Origin of the sequence: Bacillus luti (assembly GCF_001884105.1) — a bacterium.
In the GTDB taxonomy this organism is placed as follows: domain Bacteria; phylum Bacillota; class Bacilli; order Bacillales; family Bacillaceae_G; genus Bacillus_A; species Bacillus_A luti.
In genome coordinates this window covers 51,985-74,075 of the sequence record NZ_MACI01000003.1, presented here as the reverse complement: position 1 = coordinate 74,075, position 22,091 = coordinate 51,985, and the positions used below count along the sequence as shown (strand labels likewise).

The 22,091-nt window shown below is 34.2% G+C and carries 19 protein-coding genes; 4 read left to right on the top strand and 15 right to left on the bottom strand.

The features are described 5' to 3' along the window. Positions 1-16 precede the first annotated feature (16 nt). From BAQ48_RS00655 to BAQ48_RS27400, 3 genes are all read right to left on the bottom strand, one after another. The gene (locus BAQ48_RS00655; protein ID WP_071709580.1) at positions 17-802 is read right to left on the bottom strand and encodes a 2,3-dihydro-2,3-dihydroxybenzoate dehydrogenase; all 786 of its coding nucleotides are present in this window, start codon (positions 800-802) and stop codon (positions 17-19) included. Between the two features lie 633 nt (positions 803-1,435). Next, positions 1,436-2,638: an L-lactate MFS transporter gene (locus BAQ48_RS00650; RefSeq protein WP_071709578.1), complete on the bottom strand. Its 1,203-nt coding sequence runs from the start codon at positions 2,636-2,638 to the stop codon at positions 1,436-1,438. Positions 2,639-2,986: 348 nt separating this feature from the next. Next, positions 2,987-3,304, bottom strand: a complete 318-nt coding sequence (locus tag BAQ48_RS27400; RefSeq protein WP_071709576.1) for a hypothetical protein — start codon at positions 3,302-3,304, stop codon at positions 2,987-2,989. 567 nt (positions 3,305-3,871) lie between these two features. On the opposite strand from BAQ48_RS27400, the gene BAQ48_RS00640 reads away from it, so the two are divergent. Further along, positions 3,872-4,057, top strand: coding sequence for a YkvS family protein (locus BAQ48_RS00640; protein WP_000646790.1), 186 nt, complete (start codon positions 3,872-3,874; stop codon positions 4,055-4,057). Positions 4,058-4,115: 58 nt separating this feature from the next. On the opposite strand, the gene BAQ48_RS00635 is transcribed toward BAQ48_RS00640, so the two are convergent. Further along, positions 4,116-4,415: an ArsR/SmtB family transcription factor gene (locus BAQ48_RS00635; protein ID WP_000214795.1), complete on the bottom strand. Its 300-nt coding sequence runs from the start codon at positions 4,413-4,415 to the stop codon at positions 4,116-4,118. A gap of 329 nt (positions 4,416-4,744) precedes the next feature. Between BAQ48_RS00635 and BAQ48_RS27780 the strand changes: the two genes are divergently transcribed. Then, positions 4,745-4,918: a hypothetical protein gene (locus tag BAQ48_RS27780; protein WP_001141670.1), complete on the top strand. Its 174-nt coding sequence runs from the start codon at positions 4,745-4,747 to the stop codon at positions 4,916-4,918. 105 nt (positions 4,919-5,023) lie between these two features. On the opposite strand, the gene BAQ48_RS00625 is transcribed toward BAQ48_RS27780, so the two are convergent. From BAQ48_RS00625 to BAQ48_RS00610, 4 genes are all read right to left on the bottom strand, one after another. Continuing rightward, positions 5,024-8,113: an AAA family ATPase gene (locus BAQ48_RS00625; RefSeq protein ID WP_071709574.1), complete on the bottom strand. Its 3,090-nt coding sequence runs from the start codon at positions 8,111-8,113 to the stop codon at positions 5,024-5,026. After that, on the bottom strand, positions 8,110-9,267 hold the full coding sequence (locus tag BAQ48_RS00620; RefSeq protein WP_071709572.1) for an exonuclease SbcCD subunit D: 1,158 nt from the start codon (positions 9,265-9,267) through the stop codon (positions 8,110-8,112). Before BAQ48_RS00620 ends, BAQ48_RS00625 begins: the two co-directional genes overlap by 4 nt. Positions 9,268-9,281: 14 nt before the next feature. Continuing rightward, entirely contained in the window at positions 9,282-9,521 is a 240-nt protein-coding gene (locus tag BAQ48_RS00615; RefSeq protein WP_000667354.1) for a DUF2584 family protein, read from the bottom strand. A 182-nt stretch (positions 9,522-9,703) separates the two neighbouring features. Beyond that, the gene (locus BAQ48_RS00610; RefSeq protein WP_071709570.1) at positions 9,704-9,961 is read right to left on the bottom strand and encodes a hypothetical protein; all 258 of its coding nucleotides are present in this window, start codon (positions 9,959-9,961) and stop codon (positions 9,704-9,706) included. 312 nt (positions 9,962-10,273) lie between these two features. On the opposite strand from BAQ48_RS00610, the gene BAQ48_RS00605 reads away from it, so the two are divergent. Together BAQ48_RS00605 and BAQ48_RS00600 are read left to right on the top strand one after the other, a co-directional pair. Further along, on the top strand, positions 10,274-11,326 hold the full coding sequence (locus BAQ48_RS00605) for an enoyl-CoA hydratase/isomerase family protein (protein ID WP_071709568.1): 1,053 nt from the start codon (positions 10,274-10,276) through the stop codon (positions 11,324-11,326). Between the two features lie 225 nt (positions 11,327-11,551). Next, entirely contained in the window at positions 11,552-12,184 is a 633-nt protein-coding gene (locus tag BAQ48_RS00600; RefSeq protein WP_071709566.1) for a LysE family translocator, read from the top strand. A 61-nt stretch (positions 12,185-12,245) separates the two neighbouring features. Here the strand turns inward: BAQ48_RS00600 and BAQ48_RS00595 are convergent, their stop codons facing one another. The 7 genes from BAQ48_RS00595 to BAQ48_RS00560 form a co-directional block, all read right to left on the bottom strand. Further along, entirely contained in the window at positions 12,246-13,706 is a 1,461-nt protein-coding gene (locus BAQ48_RS00595; RefSeq protein ID WP_000633349.1) for a CoA-acylating methylmalonate-semialdehyde dehydrogenase, read from the bottom strand. A gap of 36 nt (positions 13,707-13,742) precedes the next feature. Then, positions 13,743-14,633 carry an NAD(P)-dependent oxidoreductase gene (locus tag BAQ48_RS00590; RefSeq protein ID WP_071709565.1) on the bottom strand — a complete coding sequence of 297 codons (891 nt, stop codon included), beginning with the start codon at positions 14,631-14,633 and terminating at the stop codon, positions 13,743-13,745. 16 nt (positions 14,634-14,649) lie between these two features. Beyond that, positions 14,650-16,359: an acyl-CoA dehydrogenase family protein gene (locus BAQ48_RS00585; protein WP_071709564.1), complete on the bottom strand. Its 1,710-nt coding sequence runs from the start codon at positions 16,357-16,359 to the stop codon at positions 14,650-14,652. 154 nt (positions 16,360-16,513) lie between these two features. After that, positions 16,514-17,422 carry a methylisocitrate lyase gene (gene prpB, locus BAQ48_RS00580; RefSeq protein WP_000312630.1) on the bottom strand — a complete coding sequence of 303 codons (909 nt, stop codon included), beginning with the start codon at positions 17,420-17,422 and terminating at the stop codon, positions 16,514-16,516. 15 nt (positions 17,423-17,437) lie between these two features. Beyond that, positions 17,438-18,877, bottom strand: coding sequence for a 2-methylcitrate dehydratase (prpD, locus tag BAQ48_RS00575; protein WP_071709562.1), 1,440 nt, complete (start codon positions 18,875-18,877; stop codon positions 17,438-17,440). A gap of 98 nt (positions 18,878-18,975) precedes the next feature. Then, a complete protein-coding gene (mmgD, locus tag BAQ48_RS00570; protein ID WP_071709561.1) occupies positions 18,976-20,097 on the bottom strand; it encodes a citrate synthase in 1,122 nt (373 codons plus the stop codon). 653 nt (positions 20,098-20,750) lie between these two features. Beyond that, positions 20,751-21,896 carry an MFS transporter gene (locus BAQ48_RS00560; protein WP_071709558.1) on the bottom strand — a complete coding sequence of 382 codons (1,146 nt, stop codon included), beginning with the start codon at positions 21,894-21,896 and terminating at the stop codon, positions 20,751-20,753. Positions 21,897-22,091: the final 195 nt, after the last annotated feature.

The following is a 22,091-nucleotide window of genomic DNA, read 5'->3' as shown; positions in this document are numbered from 1 at the left end:
CCCCCTAAATTTTTTATTAAACTCCTAATGTTGCTCCGCCATCAACACATAAATTGTGCATAGTAATATGACTCGCTTTATCTGAAGCTAAAAACAATACTGCTTCAGCAACTTCTGAAGGCTGTGCAATTTTTTGTAACGGTATACCGAGTCTATATGTACTTTGAGAGCCAGCAATTATATTTTTTGCTCCATTCTCATCAGCCCATAGTAATCTTTGCATTTCAGTTTCAGTAGAACCTGGTGATACTAAATTACAGCGAATATTGTATGCTGCAAGTTCTAATCCTAAACACTTCATAAACATCGTCGTTGCAGCTTTTGATGCAGCATACGCTGCCATTTCCATTCTTGGAGTACTTGCTGCATTTGAACCAACTGTAATAATTGCCCCTGACTTTCTTTGCATCATATGTTTACTTACTGCTCGGGACATATAGAAAACTCCTGTAGAATTTACAGAGAATGTTTTATTCCAATCTTCATCACTTAAAGAATGAATCGCTCCCATACGTAAAACCCCTGCGACATTTACTAAAATATCTATCGGTGCGATGTCATTTTCAATACGGTTTACTATCTCTTCAACAGCTGTGCTATTACTCACATCTAATTGAAACGTTTTAATACGTGGTTCATTTAATTCATTTTGATTTAGGAGTACGTTTAACCCCTCTTCATTTTGATCCACCGCAATAACTGTAGATCCTCTTTCTAAAAACATTTTGGTAACAACACTGCCTATGCCTTGGGCAGCACCTGTTACTAAAACGAGTTTCCCATCAAATTCCCCTAAGTTCATTTTCTCTATCCTTTCATTTGAAAATTAATCTAGTGAGACAACATCAATGATAATGATTTTCATTATCATTGATGTTGTAAAAAATAATACACTTACTAAACTAATTGGTCAAGTGTACTTTTCATCAAAATCAAACTAACTGATAATGTTTTTCATTTATAACTGTTACACCGAAATGATAATGTTTCTCAATATACTTGTCAATCTTTTTTTATTTTTCAGATAAAACTTTTTAATGCTTCTTAATAAAATCATATCTAAACACATTAAAAGTACTTGCTTTATAAACAGAATTCAAAACCCTCTTTGTAATATTGTCGATGATAAACTGTAGATATCTTTATTTACAATGCTTTACCAAAAACACGAGTATATATTTTCTCAATATTTTTCTGAAAATATATATTGTAAATACAATTGAATATCTTCTTTATCATTTAGGATTTAATTAATATTTCAAATATGATGTACCAGTTTATTATATTCCAATATAATCCAAACGAATACTTTACTCTCTTTTCTCTCAAGAAAATGCCAAAGGTTAAATAGTCTCGTTAAAGTAATTCATAAAAAAAGCACCCTATTTAACAGGATGCTTTTTCATAATCATAGTGTTATAGAAGATTTAAATCCTTACGCTACGCTGCGATACTCTTCCTCTTGTTCTTTTTTCTGATTAGGTGCTTGAATTAAAATTGCGATAATAAATGACACGACACATAATACGCCGATCACCATGAAGGTTGGTTTGAATCCACCTAGAAGTGCACCGATAAAGGAACCTGCAAGTGCTCCAAATCCAAATCCTTGATACACAATTCCGTAGTTCTTACTATGATTTTTCATACCGAAGAAATCACCAACAATAGCTGGGAAAATCGTGATATTTCCACCAAAGCAAAACGCTACACTTGCAACACATACGAAGTAGATACCATAATTTAAATCTACGAAACTTAGAACCAAGACTGAAGACGCCATAGCAACAAAAGTACCAGTAACAATTTTTAAACGGCCGATTTTATCTGATAACGGTCCAAGAATAATACGACCTAATGTATTGAAAATTGCAACCATAGCCACTGCATTAGCTGCTGTCGCTGCGTTAAGCCCTACAAGTTGAACACCGATGTCTTTTACCATACCAATTAAATATAAACCACTCATACATGATGTAAATAACATAATAAATAATAAGTATACTTGTTTTGTACCTAGCATTTCTTTTGTTGTATAGTCCTTACTGTTTGTTTCACTCACTGCACCTTTATCTGCAGCCTGATGAATTAAGCAAGCACCAAGTACTATCATACCTGTAACAATTAAGCCCCAGTATATAAACGCTTGCGATACACCAACTGTATCAATTAACTTTGCATTTATGTATTTGAAAATTAAGCTACCTGTACCATATGCAGCTACAGATATACCAGAGATTAAACCTTTACGTTCTGGGAACCACTTAATTAAATTAGATAGTGAAGTAATATAAGCTGTACCATCTGCGTAACCTACAACAACTCCTGCTAATACATAAAGTAATATTAGTGAGGACGCTTGTGAGCTAAGCACTAACCCCATTCCTAATGCTAGTCCAGCTATCATAATAAGTTTACGAAGGCCCCATTTTTCTTGCAATTTACTCGCAAACAAAGTTGAAAACGCTAAAGAAAGACTAGTAATTGAGAAAGTAATAGCAACTGCGTTAAGACTCCAACCGTATTTACTTACTAAAGGCTGATTAAATAAGCTCCATGTATATATCGTTCCAAGCCCCATTTGTACAATGACTGTGCCAAGGACAACAAGCCATGGATTTACATTTGATTTTTTCATATTATCCCGCCTCCTCTTTCTATTTCAATGCCATACGCCAAATTTGCTTTTTTAATGTTCATTTTGACCACCTCATTTGATTTAACACCTTCATTGTATAAAATGTTTCTCTTTATGTAAGCACTTACAAGCCAGAGCGTCAAAAACATGGAATCAGTTACAGAAAACGAATGACGAAATACAACAAAATGCTTTTTAAATACGTAATAGTTATTTAAATTGTTTTGTATAAGTTCGATTTACATGTGTTTTTGAACCCCTTTTTAAATAGTGAAACAATAAAACCGTCTCTTTAATAATTTATTAAAGAGACGGTTTTATTAGGTCAATTCATAAGCCTGACTTTCTTTATACGTTTATAATTGTTTCTTCAAATGTAACAATTGGCTCTACAAATTCCATCATAATGAAAGCATTTTTAATACGTCTTGTTAAAACTTCTTTTAATTCTGTACACATTTCTTCTGTAAGTGATTTTACAAATACAAAATTGTGACAATAAATCACACTCTTCTCTTTACTTAAAGGATTTAAAAACATTCCCTCTTTTGTAACGAAAGCGTTAGAATGCCCTGCTAAAGTTGAAAGCAACGTCTCTAAAATTTTTATTTCTCTTTTTGAAAACGATTCTTCACAAACTACTTTAATATTCATTTCTGTTATCATTTATATATTCCCCCAACCATTTTTTCACAAGGGGATACTATAATACTATTAAATTCTCACCAGACTCCCCTTGTCGTTCAAAAAATTCACCAGAAAACTAAGTTGACGAACTTGTTTTTTCTCTTTATTCATATAAATCTCTCCTTTCGTATATATTACTTCTTCATTTATAATTGATTACCTTTTTATATTAAAGTTTTTCTATGTTTTTAATTGGAATTTCACCGAAATGAGATCTTATTCCTAAACGTATATTTTTTCTTGCGCTCCTACAAAAAACCTTACTTATCTACTTTACGTTTTTGGGGCTACATAGTATCTGTCTTTTGAATAATTTATTTAGCTGCAGTATTTACATAGAAACATTTTTTCGCTAATGCTGAAACAATTTACATTGCATATAATAAACGTAAATAAAATATAACTTTTAATATAGGAGTACTCTATACTATTTTATTAGACAAGAAATATTTTATTGATAAACAAAACTAAATATTCACTAATATATCTATCCGTGGTTTAATATATATAATAAAAAAATATTTCTGTCTTTTATGAGGAGGTACTATGAAAGCAAACGTAGGGGATACTATACTTTTTCAACGAAATAATTTAAAGATTACAGGATCTGTACTAAAACTATATACTGAATCGGTCTTAGTTGAAATTACAAATGTAAGCGGTGGTACTTTTGAATTTGATCGAACAATTGTAAATCATAAAAACTATAAAATTTTAAATGCAAGTACATAAAACAATATAAAATAGCCCCTGCCTAGCAGCAGAGGCTATTTTATATTGTAGTACTTCATTAATTTATATATCCTAAAACACTAACAATCTTGCTCGCTTTTAAGTTATTAATGTGATAATAAATTTCTAAACCCCTTCTCTCTGCACGTAACACTTTACCTTTCATTTTTGATAAATGTTGCGAAACAGTCGATTGTGGAATATTTAGCAATTCTGTTAATTGTGTTACGTTACACGTTTTTCTTGTGCTTAATTCATTTACAATTTGTAATCGGATTGGATGCGCCATAATTTTTAAAATATCTACATCTTCTTCTGAAACTAAAGTTTTCTTCATCTCACTCGTATATGTTGTCATAAGACATTCCCCTTTTATATGAATTCCTTTTTATTAAGAACCATTTCCAAAACTAAAAATTCCTAATCAAGACCTTTATATAAAAATAATAGGATTTTCAATTTTCAAAATAGAACTTACTATTATTCACTTTATTTATTTGGTACATATACATAATACAATTTTAATATGTGCTGTATGTGAAGTTTACATAAATTTATAATGAAGATTTGTTAAACCACTTATATCCTAAATTGATACTCCACCTATTAAACTCTCCAGTGATTTTAACATATTTTAGGCGTTTGTATATACTATTTACAAAACAATTATGTAAAGGAGGATTTCATATGCCTACAGCGTTACAAGAACAAGTAGAAGAAGCACGTGAGACATATGTCAGTCGGATCATTTTAGTTGGCGGATCAACTTTATTTTTAGCTGGTGGTGTTATATCGGCAATTGCAGCTTTTAAGGCTTATAACCGTTTGGCAAATACGCCGCCATCTTCTGATAATTCATAAACATTTAGTAAAACAAAACGTCGCCTCAATTGAAGAGACGACGTTTTGTTAATTATACAAACTACACTAAAAGTACCAAATGGGATCCTACTCTGTTTCCAGAACTTACTTCACCACAAACCTAGTCTCACTACACCCATCCTTCTGCTTCGTTACTTCTAATACAGCCGGCATTGCGTTTTTCAGCTCTTGAACGTGTGAAATGACACCGATAAATCGGCCTGATTTTTGTAAGTCAATTAAGGCGTCAACTGCTTTCGTTAATGACTCCTCATCTAATGAACCGAATCCTTCATCGATAAACATCGTTTCGATGGAAATGCCACCTTCATACGCTTGAATGACATCTGCCATTCCAAGTGCTAAGCAAAGCGATGCATTAAATTTCTCACCGCCAGATAATGTTTTTACATCACGTGTTTGACCAGTGTATGCGTCGTATACATCTAGACCTAATCCACTTTGACGATTTCTCTTTTCAACTCGTTCACTTCGTTTTAAATAAAATTGTCCATTTGATAACTTACGTAGTCGCTCATTGGCGATTTGAACAATTTGTTCTAAATACTCAATTAAGATGTAACGTTCAAAGGATATGCGACTTTCATTATCACCTTTCATTACTTCATATAAATCAACAAGTTCTTGGAATGCTTTTTCTTCTTCATGAATTTGTTCATCAATACGTCTAATATTTTCATGTAAATCAGAAATATATGCGACTGCATTTTGCGCGCGTTGACGTTTTTCTTTAATTATATCAAGATTAATTTCTAATTCTTGTATGTGTTCACCTAACGAAGTAATATCCATATACTGTTTATCTTTCAATTCAGCATGTAATTCTTCGATTTGCTTTGCAAGTACTTCAAGAGATGAATAGTAACTTTGAATTTCTTTTTGTAACATTTCCATCTCAGCATCACTTAATTTAGCTTCTTTATACGTAGTTTGATCTGTAAATCCGCTCTGCTCAAGCTCTTTCATAAAGCGCGTGAAAGTCTCTTCTTTCTTCAATTTTGCACTTTCAAATTGATTAGAAGCACCTTCCTGCTCTGCTTGAATACGTATATGTTCATTTTGCCAATGTTGATATGCTTCTTGTACTTTCTTCCATTCCTCTTCCATTCTCTTACTTTGTTGCATTGCTTGGTCAAACTGTATTTTCCAATCTTGAACTGTTTGTAAGTTATCTGGAATATTTTGCTTATCATGCTCATATGACGTACGAAGCTGTATACATTCCATTTCTGTACGGTGTTGCATAATTTCTACTTCACGCTTTTGTTTCTGAAGTTCATCTACTTTTTCTTCTATGCTTTTTATATTCACAGCAATTTGTTTACGTCTTTCTTCGCTTTCTTTTAACGCATTCACTTCTGCTGCTAATTGTTTTCCTTTTTGAACGAGCGCACTGTATGTTTCAACTAATTGTTCTGAGTGGTACCCTCGTTTCATCACTTCTTCTATCACTTGTTCATATTGTAGTCGATAGAAATTCCATTTCTCCTCTACTTGAACATGTAATTTTTCAGCAACGTTCTTCTTTTCTCTTAAATCGTTTAATTCTTTTTCATCGATCGCATCACTTTGCTCTGTCGCTTTTTTCGGGTGATTCGTACTACCACATACTGGACAAGATTCACCATCATGTAAATGAAGTGCTAATATACCTGCTTGTTCACTTAACCAGCGGCGTTCCATATTTTCATACGCACGAACCGCCTCTTGCATCTTAGTAAATGCAACTTCTTTTTCTTGCTCGAATTTTTGTTTTTCTTGCCAAACATCATATGCTTGCTTTAAAACCTTTGCATCTTCTCGCATATTTGTTAGTTCTTCTACTTTAGTTACATATTGCTCAAGTGCATGTTCTAATTGCTGTAATTCACCGGACATTTTCTGTTTTTGATTTGTATGCTCTTCTAGTAGTTGATCGAACTTTTGCATACTTTCTTTAAATTTCCCTATTTGAATTTCAGCATTTTGTAAATTCAACTTTTTCTCAGCTAATGATGCAATAATTGGTTGTAACTCTTCTAATCTTTGAACAAGTTTTTTAGCATCTTCTCGTTCTGATTCTTTATTCTTTATTGCTTCATATTTCTCCTGAGCAAGCTCAAAATTGTTTAGTATATGTTCTTTTTTTACGATTATCTGTTTTAACAAACTTTCAGCTTTCTGCTCATTTTGCATTGCTTCCTCATACCATTGCTCAAATGGTAATAAACGCTTCGCTTGTTCCGCACGTTTAAAAGAGTTCTCTTTCATTTCAATGACTGTACGGTTTTCTTGTAATGTGTTATATCTCTCATTCTTTTGCTGTAAATCTGTAAATTTCTCATTTACAGATTTTGCTGCATGAAAACGTGTTTCTGCATCCTTTAATTGCTTTGTTTGAACATCTTGTTCTACTTGTAATTGCTCAACCTCTGCTTTATACGCGCCTGTTTCTTGTTCTAATGCTTCTACTACTTGATGCGTATTTACATGCTCTTGTTCCACTAATGTCTCTAATAATGCTCCATCGCGAATTGGTAATTTAAAAACATTACGGAAATATAGTTCTCGTTCTTTTTGTTTTTCTTGCAGAACATCTTTCCATTGTTTACGTTTTTGATCTAGTAACTCACGCATTAATTTATAACGATCTGTTTTAAAAATACGACGTAAGATCTCTTCTTTGTTTTCTGTCTCAGATGTTAATAGTTTTCGGAATTCTCCTTGTGGTAACATAACAATTTGACTAAATTGATGTTTGCTTAAACCAATTAAATCTTCCACTTTGTTATTTACATCCGTTACATGAAAACGATCTACAGATGGTACCTTTTCTCCATCAATAATTTCGTATAACTCTACTGCATGCCCTGTAATCGTCTTATTCCCTTGTTTTTTATGACCAAGTTGTCGTTTTATTTCATAGCGTTTCCCTTTTAACTGGAAGGTTAGTTCGACACTCGTATACACATTATCATCAGCAAATTGACTTCGAAGCATACTCGTATCACTACGTTCTTCTCCACTAGCCTCACCATACAACACATAACAAATCGCATCAAAAATCGTTGTCTTTCCAGCTCCTGTATTCCCAGAAATGGCGAAAATACGATGCTCTCCAAGATCGTTAAAATCGATTACTTCTTTCTGTTTATACGGCCCAAATGCCGTCATAATTAGCTGAATCGGCCTCATCCTCGTTCACCTTCCCGTTCTTGCACTGTTTGTAATACTTCTACAAATAGACGTTCTTTCTCTTCTGATAAATCTAAGCCTTTCATTTCTTTATAGAAAGCCTTTAAAAGAGATAAATCATCCGTTTTATGTCTAGAAACAGTTACTTCATTTGACTCTGTGAACTCTCGTCTTTGAATCGCTCTTTCAACGTGCATTGCATTTGGATATACAGAGCGTATTTTCTCCATCGGCTGTAAGACAGGATTTTCATCTAATAATTTAACAAATACGTAATCTTCACTTATTGAATGCTGTAATAAATCATCTATTTCTGCTTCTACTGTTCGCATTTTACGACGTGGTGAAAGTAGCCTTTTTTCAATTGTTGCTTCACCTTTCTCGTCCAGCTCCACAATGTAATATCCTTTTTTATGTTTTTCTTCAGAAATAGAGTATGCAAGTGGCGAACCTGAATATCGAATTGTCTCATTACGTACGAAATGCGCTTGATGTAAATGCCCAAGCGCTGTGTAGTGAAACTTATCAAAATAATGACTATTTACATATTCAGCACCACCAATTGAAAGTGGTCGTTCCGCATCACTTGTATTCTCCTCTGCTTCTCCAGAAGAAGTTACAAATGCATGTCCAACAAATACATGTCTAGCCTCTTTATCCATCGTTTCAGAAAGCTCATTCATAAAAATACGCATCGCATCATCATGAGAACGTACGTCTTCGTTTTTCAATATATGTCTAACTATACTTGGATCTGCATACGGAACGAGATGGAAATGAACCTCTCCATATTCATCATTTAATACAACAGGTTCATATGGGAATTGAAATTGTCCTACAATATGTAATCCCTGTTTCTTCATTAAATTACTTCCAAAATGGATACGATCTGGACTATCATGGTTTCCAGCTACCGCAATAACTGGTGTTTGTAAATCTATAACTAATTTTTGCAGCACATCATTTAATAAGTCTACTGCTTCTGTCGGTGGAATTGCTCTGTCATATAAATCCCCGGCAATAATTACGGCATCTGGCTTTTCTTCTTCAACAGCTTGTACAAACTGATCTAATACAATTTTTTGATCTTCAGTCATATATACGCCATGAACAAGCTTACCTAAATGCCAATCCGCTGTATGGAATAACTTCATGATTTCCTTCTCCTTTAATTTACTGATTTTAGTGATACGAGTTGGTAGGTTACCGTAGTTCTTCCGTTCTCCCACTCTAACTTTTGTATCATTGCACTACCAATTCTTTCTTCATTTGATTTATATAAAGGTAATATTTCTTGCACTGTAAATAAGTGATAACCATCCAAAATGAATTGAAATATGTTTTCTTCTATATGTAATCTTACTTCTTTTTCATTGGAAACAATTTTTGTGTGCATCTCAAATTTCATGATAGATACAACCCCTTTTTATAATCTCTACATTTTAATAGTATAGTGGCTATGCAAGATTGACAAGTAAATACACGACAAAGTAAGTACTTTTCTATTATGAGATGTTTTATGTATTTATGTAAAATACGGTATGTGAAATTTTATATATTCTTAAAATAAAAATGCCTATTACAGCATCTTTATTTTTGTATAAAGTCTTTCATTACATAATATAAAACTGTAATTAAAACGATTGCTACAAAAAATGAAAATACAGCAACAATGTATCCATCCTTATTTAATAGAATGCAAAAGGAAATAGAAATTATAAAAATCGGAAATACGAGACGTACTTTATCCTTCACTTCTTCTGTTGTATCTGTATGATGAAAATACTGAGTTATCCCTATGATTAACGAAGACAAAATAATAACCGATAATAGTAAAGGTCCTGGCATTCCGATTTCTCCTTCCCCTATTTCTAATTAACATGCAAACCATTCTTTTGAATTTCAACAATTTTATTTTAGAGTAACTATCCACATTTTACACATATATAATAGCGCTTTTATCACCATGACTTCAAATATTTACTCTTACAGTAATGTTGTAATATTCATCTTCAATCTCCGAAATCCTGCAAATATTACTCGTCAAAATATGCGGTGGACATTTTAACACATACCGTCAACTTTAGACAAAATTTATAGAGGACATTTCACTACATATAAAGAATTAAGAATAAGAAGATATGTAAAGGAGGATGAATCATGACTGAACACGTTTTATTTTCTGTTAGTGAAAACGGTGTTGCATCAATTACTTTAAACCGTCCAAAAGCACTTAACTCTTTATCCTATGATATGTTACAACCAATTGGACAAAAACTTAAAGAGTGGGAGCACGATGAGCGTATTGCCGTTATCGTATTAAAAGGAGCTGGCACAAAAGGATTTTGCGCAGGTGGTGACATTAAAACTCTTTACGAAGCACGTTCAAACGAAGTTGCCTTACAGCATGCAGAACGTTTTTTTGAGGAAGAGTATGAGATTGACACTTACATCTATCAATATAAAAAACCGATTATCGCTTGTTTAGATGGTATTGTAATGGGTGGTGGTGTCGGTCTTACAAATGGTGCGAAGTATCGAATTGTGACAGAGCGTACAAAATGGGCAATGCCTGAGATGAACATTGGCTTCTTCCCAGACGTCGGTGCTGCATATTTCTTAAATAAAGCACCTGGATATTCAGGTCGTTACGTTGCTTTAACGGCATCCATTTTAAAGGCTCCTGACGTATTATTTATTCATGCTGCTGATTACTTTATGACTTCTGATTCATTACCTGCTTTTCTAGCCAAACTTGATAATATAAATTGGCATGCTGAAGATGTACATACTCGTTTAAAAGCTGTTATTCAAACATTCACATCTACTTCTAACCTAGAAAGCGAACTTGCTACTTCATTAGAAGAAATTAATACTCACTTTACATTCGATACAATTGAAGAAATTATCCAATCGTTAGAGAACGAACACGATCCTTTCGCTTTAAAAACAAAAGAAATATTATTGTCTAAATCTCCTATCTCCTTAAAAGTAACATTAAAGCAACTTATTGACGGAGAAGGAAAATCAGTTGAAGATTGTTTCGCAACAGATCTTATACTTGCTAAAAATTTTATGAGGCATGAAGATTTCTTCGAAGGGGTACGTTCCATTGTCGTTGATAAGGATCAAAATCCGAATTATAAATATAAGCAGTTAAGTGATGTTTCAGAAGAAGATGTAAATCGATTCTTTAACTTACTTAATGCATAAAGTGAAACTTTAATAAGTGGAGGTTCATCTCCTGCTTATTATTTGTCCTCACCAATCGCCCGTTCAGGCGGGATAAAACTGAGGCTATATAGTCATGTAATTACATGACTATATAGCCTTTTTATCATTTAATATTTTTTAATAAAATTTAATTTTATTAAATCAGAATGTATGCTACACTAATTTTAATCAAATATTCTAAAAATAAAAAAAGGAGGAGCGACTGTGATTGAAAATTATTTTCTTTTCATCATTATGTCTATTTGTCTTATTATTTTACCGGGCCCTGATACTGCAATGGCTACGAAAAATACATTAGTTGCTGGTAAGGTGGGTGGAGTGAAAACAGTGTTCGGTACATGTATTGCACTATTGATTCATACTTTAGCAGCAGTAATCGGACTTTCCGCACTTATTGTAAAGTCAGCTCTTTTATTTTCTATTTTCAAGTACGTTGGAGCTCTATATTTAATTTATATTGGTATTAAAGCCCTTTTAGCAGTAAGAAATAAAGAAGGCGTTGATACGAACGATATTTCTTTGAATAATGAAGACGAACACACTTCTTGCTTTCGCCAAGGGTTTCTTACGAATTTATTAAACCCTAAAGTTGCAGTCTTCTTTTTAACATTTTTACCGCAATTTTTAAATCCAAATCATAATACACTTATCCAACTTCTCGTAATGGGCCTTACTTACCTCGTTTTAACAGTTATTTGGTTTGCTTTTTATATATTTTTAATTGATAAAATTAGTGCTTTTATGAAGAAACCAAAAACACAGCGTTATATTCAAGGGCTAACAGGGATTGTCTTAATTGGATTCGGTATTAAATTAGCATTTGAAAAAAATAATTAATACACAATAAGAAAGCCACTCTTTTGAGTGGCTTTCTTATGTAACAATTTACATGCTTTTTTTAAAACCAGCGCTCAGTTACAACTTTTTTACGTGTATAGAATTGAACGCCATCTGTACCATTTGTACCTAAATCACCAAAGAAGGAAGCTTTATTTCCTGCAAATGCGAAGAATGCCATTGGTGCTGGAACGTTTACGTTTACACCGATCATACCAGCATCGATGTTATCACGGAACGTTTGTGCATGTTTACCATTTGACGTATAAATTACCGCACCATTTGCGAATTTAGATTGATTTGTCAGTTTGATACCTTCTTCTAAATCTTTAACTCGTACAATGCTTAATACAGGAGCAAAAATCTCATCTTGCCAAATTTTCATTTCTTGATTTACATCATCAAAGATTGTTGCACCAACAAAGTAACCTTCTCCAACTTCTTCATTAATTTTGCGGCCATCTACTAATAAAGTTGCCCCATCAGCTACACCGCTATTAATATAGCCTAACACACGTTCTTTATGAGATTCACGGATTAATGGACCAACATAATTATCTTTGTGGAAACCATCGCCTACTTTTAGCTTCTTCGTCTCTGCTACTAGTACGTCGATGAATTCATCAGCAATTTCATCTACTACCGCTACAACAGAGCATGCCATGCAGCGCTCTCCACTACTTGCAAATGCAGATCCAATTACACCTTGCACTGTTTTCTCAAGGTTGCAATCTGGCATTACAATTGCATGGTTTTTCGCACCAGCTAATGCTTGCACACGTTTTCCATGCTTCGTACCTGTTTCATATACGTAACGAGCTACTGGCTCAGAGCCAACGAACGAAACAGCTTGAATATCTTTGCTTTCTAAAATACTATTTACAACATCTTTTCCACCTTGCACTAAGTTTAATACTCCCTTTGGAAAACCAGCTTCATAGAATAACTCTACAAGTCGCTCTGCTAAAAGTGGCGTTCTTTCCGATGTTTTTAATACGAACGTATTACCACAAGCAATTGCAAGTGGGAACATCCATAATGGAATCATCATTGGGAAGTTGAACGGTGTAATACCAGCAACAACCCCAATTGGATAGCGCCAAATCGATCCATCAATTCCGCTCGCAATATTCGGAAGGGCTTGTCCCATCATTAAATTTGGCGTAGATGTTGCCAGTTCTACTGCCTCAATACCACGCTGTACTTCACCAGTTGCATCCGTTAGCGTTTTTCCATTTTCTAACGTAATGATTTTTGCAAGTTCATCTTTGTTTTCTTGTAAAAGCTGCAGATATTTGTATAGTTGTCTTGAACGATTCGGAACTGGTACTTTAGACCATGTTTCGTATGCTGCTTTTGCCGCTTCAACAGCTTTTTCAACATCTTCTTTCGGAGATAGTGGAACGTAAGCGATAATTTTTCCAGTTGCCGGATTTGGAACTGCTTCTACTTCTGTCCCTGTAGATTCTACCCACTCACCATTAATATGATTTTTTACTCGTTTAATTTCAGTTGTAATCATTATATTCTCTCCTTTTTTATGATGTTTATAAGTCTATTATTTTTGATTAGAAATTAGTTGTTCACTAACCTTCTTATATAAAGCAGCCATATCGTTTTCACCATACCCTGCTTCACTTGCTTCTTCATATACGTTTAATAGCATTTCGCTTACTGGTAAGTGGAGTTCACTTTCCTTAGCTAAATCAACTGCAAAACCTAAATCCTTTTTTAATAGATTTACAGTAAAGCCTGGCTCGTAATTTTCTGATGCAATGAAAGTTTTATAATTACGCTCATAAATTCTACTTTGACCGTAACTTACATTTAAAATATCAAACATTTTATCTAAATCCATATTGTTCTTTTTCGCTAATGTTAAAGCTTCACTCACACCAGCTGTATAAAAACCAATTAATAGATTATTAATTAATTTAACTGTTGTACCACTATCAATTTGCTCACTAACGTGGAAAATATTCGCTCCTAGCACTTCCATGATAGATTCAGTTTTATCATATACCTCTTTTGATCCACCAACCATAAACGTTAATGTACGGTTTTCAGCTCCAATTACCCCACCACTAACAGGTGCTGCTAAAAAGTCTACTTTCTTTTCCTTTGCAGCTTCCTCTAACTGTTTGTTTAACTGTGGAGATACAGTACTTGTATCAATTAAAACTACATTCGAATGACTGTTTTCAAATAATCCTTCTTCTCCAAAATATACTGCTTCTACAGCACGAGGTGAAGGTAAACTTGTAAAAATCACATCACATGTTTTTGCTAGTTTTGAGATTGATAACCCAATAATTCCTCCTTCTTTTTCAAAGGAAGCTTCAGCCTCTTTATTTAAATCCACTCCATATACTGTGTAACTTGATTTAACTAAATTTTTAGACATCGGAAGACCCATGTTACCTAAGCCGATAAAACCAATCTTTTTCATATCGCTTTCCTCCTAATTACACAATATATTTTCCGCGATTTATACTAACCTTCGCAATTTCCCTCTTTTTCGTAAATACGTTCGTGTATAAAGGTACTAATAATTGACGAATTTCAGCTAAAATTACGTGTCTATCTCGTTCTTCTGTAACAGCCGCTGAAAGTATAGAAATCGCCGCTTCTTCTACTTTACGATAGCCTTCTTCACAAATAACGTCCGTTATCATTTGTTTCGTACGTTCTTTCTCTTCACCATTTTTACTAATTGCTTTACTCGTACGTAAAAATGCTGATTCCATGACGTACACGTCCGTTAACATATTTGATAATACACGTGAATATTCTTGCTCTTGATCAATTTTTAACCCCGGAGTTTTAGAGAGCGTTTTCAAAGATTGTTTCAACAATTGTTTCGCTAATAAAATGTAACGATGGTTTCTTTCGACGTTTTCTAAATCACTTTCTACTTCATGATCTTCAATTTGCTCCATTTGTTTCATTAACATTTTGGCAACTGTTAATCTATTAATTTCATTCGTACCTTCAAAAATACGACTAATTCGAGCGTCACGATATAAACGTTCTACTTCGTATTCTTGCATATAACCGTAACCACCATGAATTTGTACAGCTTCATCTACGATGTGACCAAGTGTTTCAGAAGCATTTACTTTATTTAGTGCACATTCAATTGCAAATTGAGACATTTTCTTCATAAGATCCTCATCACTCTCATGAATTGCTTCATCAATTACACCTGCTGTACGATACGCTGCACTTTCTGCTCCATAAGTAGCAATGATCATATTTGCAATTTTCTCTTGAATCATCGTAAAGTCTACTAATTCCGTTTGGAACTGTTTGCGTTCTTTTCCGTATTGAACGGACAATCCAATTGCTTGCTTTGCTGTTCCAATATTTCCAAAGGCAAGTTTTAGTCTAGCAAAGTTAAGAATATTAAGAGCTACGTGATGCCCTTTCCCAACTTCTCCTAAAACATTTTCGGCAGGGATGACAACATCTTCTAAAATAAGAGTCGCTGTTGAAGAACCTTTAATGCCCATTTTCTTTTCTTCTAATCCAATGGATACACCTTCACATGTTCTTTCGACAATAAACGCTGTCATTCCTTTATTTGTCTTCGCAAAAACAACGTATACATCTGCCATATGAGCATTTGTAATCCACTGCTTCTCACCATTCAACTTCCAAGCAGTACCATCTTCATTTAATACCGCACTCGTTTTTGCACTTAAAGCATCAGAACCAGCATTTGGCTCAGTTAAAGCATAAGCGCCAATCCATTCTCCAGACGCAATTTTCGGCAAATATTTTTCTTTTTGTTCTTTCGTTCCGTAATATATGTAAGGCAATGTACCTACACCAGCGTGTATATTAAATGAAACGCTAAATGCACCAGCATAACCCATTTTCTCTGCTACTAGTCCTGAAACTGCCTTTCCTAACTCAAACCCGCCGTATTCTTCTGGGACCTCGATACTTAATAACCCAAGTTCCCCAGCCTTTTCAAATAATTGACGAGAAACCTTATAGTTATGTTGTTCAATGTTCTCCATTTGTGGAACAATTTCTTGTTTAACAAATTGTTCAGTTGTTTTTGCGATTAATTCCTCATCACCTGAAAAATCTTCTGGTGTAAAGTACGTATGATTTACATCTTTATTGAGTGAAAAAAAATCAGCCCATGGTAACTTCGTTTTCTCCATATGTATCCCCCTATCATTCGGCTTTCATAGCTTTTTTGCTTATGCTCGTCTACGATGAGTGGAATATCTTTTTTTGAAAATAGAAGGCGATGATTTTTCACATCAAGCATTTTATTTTGCCAAAGATGTATTTTCATCGCCTTCGCTGTTTTATCTATTGATCTTCTGATAATACTGTTTTTGCAATACCAGTATCTAACTCTTCAAAGTCATGATATGAAATTGTTTCATATAACTCACTTCTCGTTTGCATATTAGAAAGTGCATCTTTTTGAGAACCTGTTTCCTTAATTAAAGTAAACACATTCTCATACGCTTTCGCTGCTACGCGAAGTGAAGTTACAGGATAAATAACCATTTGGAAGCCCATATTCGCAAATTCTTCTGCACTATAATATGGTGTTTTTCCGAATTCAGTCATATTCGCTAATAAAGGTGCATTTACCTTGCTATTAAATAGACGGAATTCCTCTTCTGATTGTAGCGCCTCTGGGAAAATCGCGTCTGCTCCTGCTTTTACATATGCATTCGCTCTTTCAATTGCTTCATCTAATCCTTCTACACCACGAGCGTCTGTGCGTGCTACAATATATAAGCTCGGCGCAACTTCTTTAATCGCTTTAATTTTTTGAACTAATTCTTCTGTAGTAACGAGTTTCTTACCATTTAAATGGCCACATTTCTTTGGTAATTGCTGATCTTCAATTTGGACAGCTGCTACTTTCGCTTCCACCATTTCTACAGCAGTTCTCGCTACATTTAATACACCACCAAACCCTGTATCAATGTCAACAAGAACAGGTAAATCTGTAGCTCTTACTAAATCTCTTGCTCTCTCTGCTACTTCAGTAGACGTCACGATTCCTAAATCTGGTAGCCCTTTGCTTGCAGTATAAGCAGCTCCCGATAAATAAAGAGCTGAAAAACCTGTATTTTTCGCAACAAGAGCTGCCATTGCATCATGAGCACCTGGAATTTGTAAAATTTCATTTGCTTCTACTAAAGCTCGGAAGCGATTCGCAAGCTCTTCTTGTGTTGACTGTTTATCCACAACCCAAGCCATTCTAGATTCCCCCTATTATTTGATTAAGAATAAATCTACAAATTCGTTTACATTCATATTTTCTAGTTTTTCTTCATTTAAACAAACTTCATGAATTTGTTCTTGTTGCTTATTAGAATAATGACCTGCCATATTCGCAGTGAATTTTTGAACAACTTTTGGAATCGCTTCGTCTCTACGGAAACGGTGACCAAGTGGATATTCACATTCCACGCTCTCTGTTACAGTGCCATCTTTGAAATGAACTTGAACAGCGTTGGCGATTGAGCGCTTGTTCGGGTCAAGGTAATCTAAACTGTACTGTTTGTTTTCAACAACAACCATCTTATTACGTAATTCATCTACACGTGGATCATTTGCTACTGCATCCTCATAATCATCCGCAACGATATCTCCTTTTAATAAACCAATTGCCGTAATGTATTGTAAGCAATGATCACGATCAGCTGGGTTATTTAATGGACCTTCTTTATCAATAATACGAATTGCTGATTCATGAGTTGTAATTGTGATACGGTCAATTTCATCTAATCTTTCTTTAATTTCTGGATGTAATTTCACAGCACATTCTGCAGCTGTTTGTGCATGGAATTCTGCTGGATATGAAACTTTAAATAATACATTTTCCATTACATAAGACTCTAATGGTCTAGCTAATTTTAATTCTTGTTTATTGAATAATACATCTTGGAATCCCCATCCTGGTGCAGATAATGCTGTAGGGTAACCCATTTCACCTTTTAGAGCAGTCATTGCAAGATGAACACCGCGGCTCGTTGCGTCACCTGCTGCCCATGATTTACGTGATCCAGTATTTGGAGCATGACGATATGTACGAAGACTAGAATTATCAATCCACGCATGCGATAATGCATTAAAGATTTCTTCACGTGTTCCACCAAGCATTTTCGCAACTACAGCAGTTGTTGCTACTTTTACATATAATACGTGGTCAAGACCAACACGGTTTAAGCTGTTTTCTAAAGCAAGTACACCTTGAATTTCATGAGCTTTAATCATCATTTCTAATACTTCACGTACTTTTAACGGTTCTTTTCCTTCTGAAATGCGAACACGGCTAATATAATCTGCAACTGCTAAAATTCCGCCTAAGTTATCAGATGGATGTCCCCATTCTGCTGCAAGCCAAGTATCGTTATAGTCTAACCAACGGATCATACATCCAATATTGAATGCACCTTTCACTGGATCTAGTACGTAAGAGGTTCCTGGTACACGTGTACCGTTTGGCACGATTGTTCCTGGTACAACTGGTCCTAGTAATTTCGTACACTCAGGATATTGAAGCGCTAAAATTCCACATCCAAGTGTATCTAGTAATACATAGCGAGCAGTACTAAATGCTTCTGCACTAGTAACCTCTTTATTTAATACATAATCCGTAATCTCTTCTAATAATGCATCTTTTTGTTTAATTTCATTTGTTTTAATCATGCTAATCTTCCCTTTCTGTCGAAAATTCGTTATTATTAATGATGGGTGTCGGTCAAACACCCATCTGGCGGGCGGCGCTAACAACTCCCCAGTTGTTCTTATTTACTAAGCACATGTCGCTCGCCAATATAATTTACACGTGGACGGAACAATCGATTATTTGCATGTTGCTCAATCACGTGCGCACATAGTCCTACTGTTCTAGAGCTAAAGAAGATTGGTGTGTAAAGTTGAATTGGGATACCAAGCATCCAATATACTGGAGCTGCATAATAATCAAGGTTCGGATAAATTCCTTTTTCCTTCTCCATAATCTTTTCTCCAGCTTCACACATTTCATATAGTGTATAATCACCTTTTACATCACATAACTGCTTTAAAGCTTCCTTCATCATAAGTGCTCTTGGATCCATTTTCTTCATATAAACACGGTGTCCAAAGCCCATAATTTTTTCTTTGTTATATAATTTCTTCTGCAGTAACTCTTCAAACTTCTCAACATTACCAGCTTCTAAAAGCATGTACATAACTGCTTCATTTGCACCGCCATGTAAGCTTCCTTTTAATGATGCAACTGCACCTGTTAGAGCACCATATAAATCTGATTGTGTTGATGCAATTACACGAGCTGTAAATGTAGAGTTTGGCATTTCATGTTCACTATATAAAACAAGGGAACGATCAAAGATCTTCTCCTCAAGTTCAGTCGGTTTTTTTCCAGTTAACATATAGAAGAAATTCGCACTATACGATAATTCCTTAAGAGGTTCAATTGGATCCTCATTATTTAAAATATGATAGCTATTTGCTACAATGTTCGGTACTTTACTTAATAGCTTGTACCCTCGGCTTTTATTCACTTCTAAAGAGCGGTTTTCGATATCATTATCGTAACCAGCTAATGCGGACACACCTGTACGTAATCCATCCATAGGATGCGTTTCTTTAGGTAATGCCTTTAGCACATTGAATACACCTTCTGGTACCGCATATTCTTCTTTTAATTTCTTTTCAAGTGTTGCTTTTTCATCTTCATTCGGTAGATGTTCTTCCAATAAAAGGTGCACAATGTCTAAATACTCTTTTGTTTTTGAGAGTTCAATTAAATCATACCCTTGAATTACAATTTCACCTTTTACTGTGTCGAGAAACGATATCTTCGTCTCCGCTGCTACTATACCATCTAATCCCGGGGAAAATTTTTCTTCAGCTTTCATCATTATTTCCTCCAATCCTAATAGATCTTCGTGCACATAACTGTAAGCCTTTACAATACTGTGAAACTACATTTCTATTTCAATGTATCAGAGTTTTTAGAAGATTTCAATTTATTTTATAATGATAAGTTTCCTATACTTTTACCGATGTAACAATAGCATTTTTCAAAAATAATTTTCATATTTTTGAAAGAAAGGACAGACTTCTTTATATTTATTTTCAAAACAAAATATAAAGATTATTCATGTAATCCCGCCAAATATATCATTCTTCCAAAGTTATTTATGAAATAGAAAAAACGAGCTGTACACATATACAGCCCGTTTTTATATGATATTTATTTCACTATCCCATAAATACAATTCTTATATAAAACTTATTCATTTTTAGTAAAGTTATTATTTTACATAATTAAATTAAATTTCTTACGTTTCTTTATGATAACTGGCAATTAATTCATAGTTTTGGGAGTACCAAAGTTCATCAACATGTAAAAAATAACATACCATCTTTCTCACCCGACACTATTTCACTAGTTTTGTCTTCCGTATCTTACAGTAAATCAAATAGATTCATCATGCTTTATAAGCAATTCTTCCTTAAACCATTGTAGAGTATCACGATCAAATAAAAATTTCATCTCTACTCCTATCGATTAAGCAAAATCCCTTTTGCCTAATCGCTGCTTTACAAAAATCACAAATATAACTAAAGCTATTAATCCTGAAATTGCACTGCCGGTGAATAAAATACGGTAACCAAATATTTGTGAAACAAATCCAAGTAAAATTGCACCTAGTCCAATACCTAAATCAAATGCAGTAAAGAATGAAGCGTTAGCAACCCCTCTTTTACTCGGAGGAACAATTGTAAGCATCGCTGCTTGCAAAGCAGGCTGTGCTGAACCAAATCCAACACCGTATAATGCCGCTGCGATAATTACACCCGTTAAACTATTTGAAATAGTTAATACAACTATAGCTAAAATGGTAATACATAGTGCTGGGAGTATGATAAATACTTCTCCATATTTATCTAATAATTTACCTGAAACTGGTCTTACAATGGTTAGAGCAATTGCATATACAAGAAAGAACGTCCCAGGATTCACCTCAATGGATGATGCAAATAACGGTAAAAACGTTGTAATCCCCCCATATGCAAACGATAAAAAGAAAACAACAATTGTAATTGATAAAACGGATTTTTCAAACAGCTGAATTTTTCCTTTTTCTTTTTGTGGCATGAATGGCATTTTCGTCATTAACGATAATACGACTGCCATAAAGGATAAAATAGTTGCTAATAAGAATAGACCATGAAATGAATAATTTTCTACAGCCCATAATCCAATCATCGGACCAATGGCCATTGCAATTGTCATCGCCATTCCGTACCATCCCATACCTTCTCCGCGTCGTGAATCTGGAATAATATCAGTTATTGCTGTCCCTACAGCTGTTGTAGAAACAGCCCATGTCACTCCGTGAACTACACGTAACAAAGCTAAAAGGATAATAGACGATGCTAAATTATAAGAATACATCGTTATTCCAAAAAAGATGAGTCCGAAAATAATAAATGATCTCCTACCATATAGATCTAACATACCTCCAATAATTGGACGTATTACGACTGCCGCTATTGTAAATATTCCCATCATGAGCCCAACTAGTGATTCATTTCCACCAATTTCTTTAATAAAAAGAGGCAGCGTTGGAACAAGTAAATAAAACCCTGTAAATAAAAATAACATCGCGAAAGTCATTTGAATAAATGATTTCGTCCATAATCGTTCCATAAAAACACCTCCATAAATACGTAAACCATTGCGATTAACATCTTTATTTTATATTTTCTCCATCTTTTTTCCCTCAGCAAATAGACGTATCTTTTCTTAATAAATGGTCTACTACCAATCTAGATTGGTCTTACGACTTTGTACTTATGTTTTAAACGAAAGTCCTGTATATGTACCTTTATACATTCAAAAAGA

Bases quoted from the DNA above. Each gene is read 5' to 3' on its own strand.
- prpB (WP_000312630.1), bottom strand. From the start codon at position 17,422: ATGGCTTGGGTTGTGGATAAACAGTCAACACAAGAAGAGCTTGCGAAT.
- BAQ48_RS27780 (WP_001141670.1), top strand. From the start codon at position 4,745: ATGCCTACAGCGTTACAAGAACAAGTAGAAGAAGCACGTGAGACATAT.
- BAQ48_RS00595 (WP_000633349.1), bottom strand. From the start codon at position 13,706: ATGATTACAACTGAAATTAAACGAGTAAAAAATCATATTAATGGTGAG.
- BAQ48_RS00640 (WP_000646790.1), top strand. From the start codon at position 3,872: ATGAAAGCAAACGTAGGGGATACTATACTTTTTCAACGAAATAATTTA.
- BAQ48_RS00605 (WP_071709568.1), top strand. From the start codon at position 10,274: ATGACTGAACACGTTTTATTTTCTGTTAGTGAAAACGGTGTTGCATCA.
- BAQ48_RS00590 (WP_071709565.1), bottom strand. From the start codon at position 14,633: ATGAAAAAGATTGGTTTTATCGGCTTAGGTAACATGGGTCTTCCGATG.
- BAQ48_RS00610 (WP_071709570.1), bottom strand. From the start codon at position 9,961: ATGCCAGGACCTTTACTATTATCGGTTATTATTTTGTCTTCGTTAATC.
- mmgD (WP_071709561.1), bottom strand. From the start codon at position 20,097: ATGATGAAAGCTGAAGAAAAATTTTCCCCGGGATTAGATGGTATAGTA.
- BAQ48_RS00655 (WP_071709580.1), bottom strand. From the start codon at position 802: ATGAACTTAGGGGAATTTGATGGGAAACTCGTTTTAGTAACAGGTGCT.
- BAQ48_RS00650 (WP_071709578.1), bottom strand. From the start codon at position 2,638: ATGAAAAAATCAAATGTAAATCCATGGCTTGTTGTCCTTGGCACAGTC.
- BAQ48_RS00560 (WP_071709558.1), bottom strand. From the start codon at position 21,896: ATGGAACGATTATGGACGAAATCATTTATTCAAATGACTTTCGCGATG.
- BAQ48_RS27400 (WP_071709576.1), bottom strand. From the start codon at position 3,304: ATGATAACAGAAATGAATATTAAAGTAGTTTGTGAAGAATCGTTTTCA.
- BAQ48_RS00615 (WP_000667354.1), bottom strand. From the start codon at position 9,521: ATGAAATTTGAGATGCACACAAAAATTGTTTCCAATGAAAAAGAAGTA.
- BAQ48_RS00620 (WP_071709572.1), bottom strand. From the start codon at position 9,267: ATGAAGTTATTCCATACAGCGGATTGGCATTTAGGTAAGCTTGTTCAT.
- BAQ48_RS00625 (WP_071709574.1), bottom strand. From the start codon at position 8,113: ATGAGGCCGATTCAGCTAATTATGACGGCATTTGGGCCGTATAAACAG.
- prpD (WP_071709562.1), bottom strand. From the start codon at position 18,877: ATGATTAAAACAAATGAAATTAAACAAAAAGATGCATTATTAGAAGAG.
- BAQ48_RS00635 (WP_000214795.1), bottom strand. From the start codon at position 4,415: ATGACAACATATACGAGTGAGATGAAGAAAACTTTAGTTTCAGAAGAA.
- BAQ48_RS00585 (WP_071709564.1), bottom strand. From the start codon at position 16,359: ATGGAGAAAACGAAGTTACCATGGGCTGATTTTTTTTCACTCAATAAA.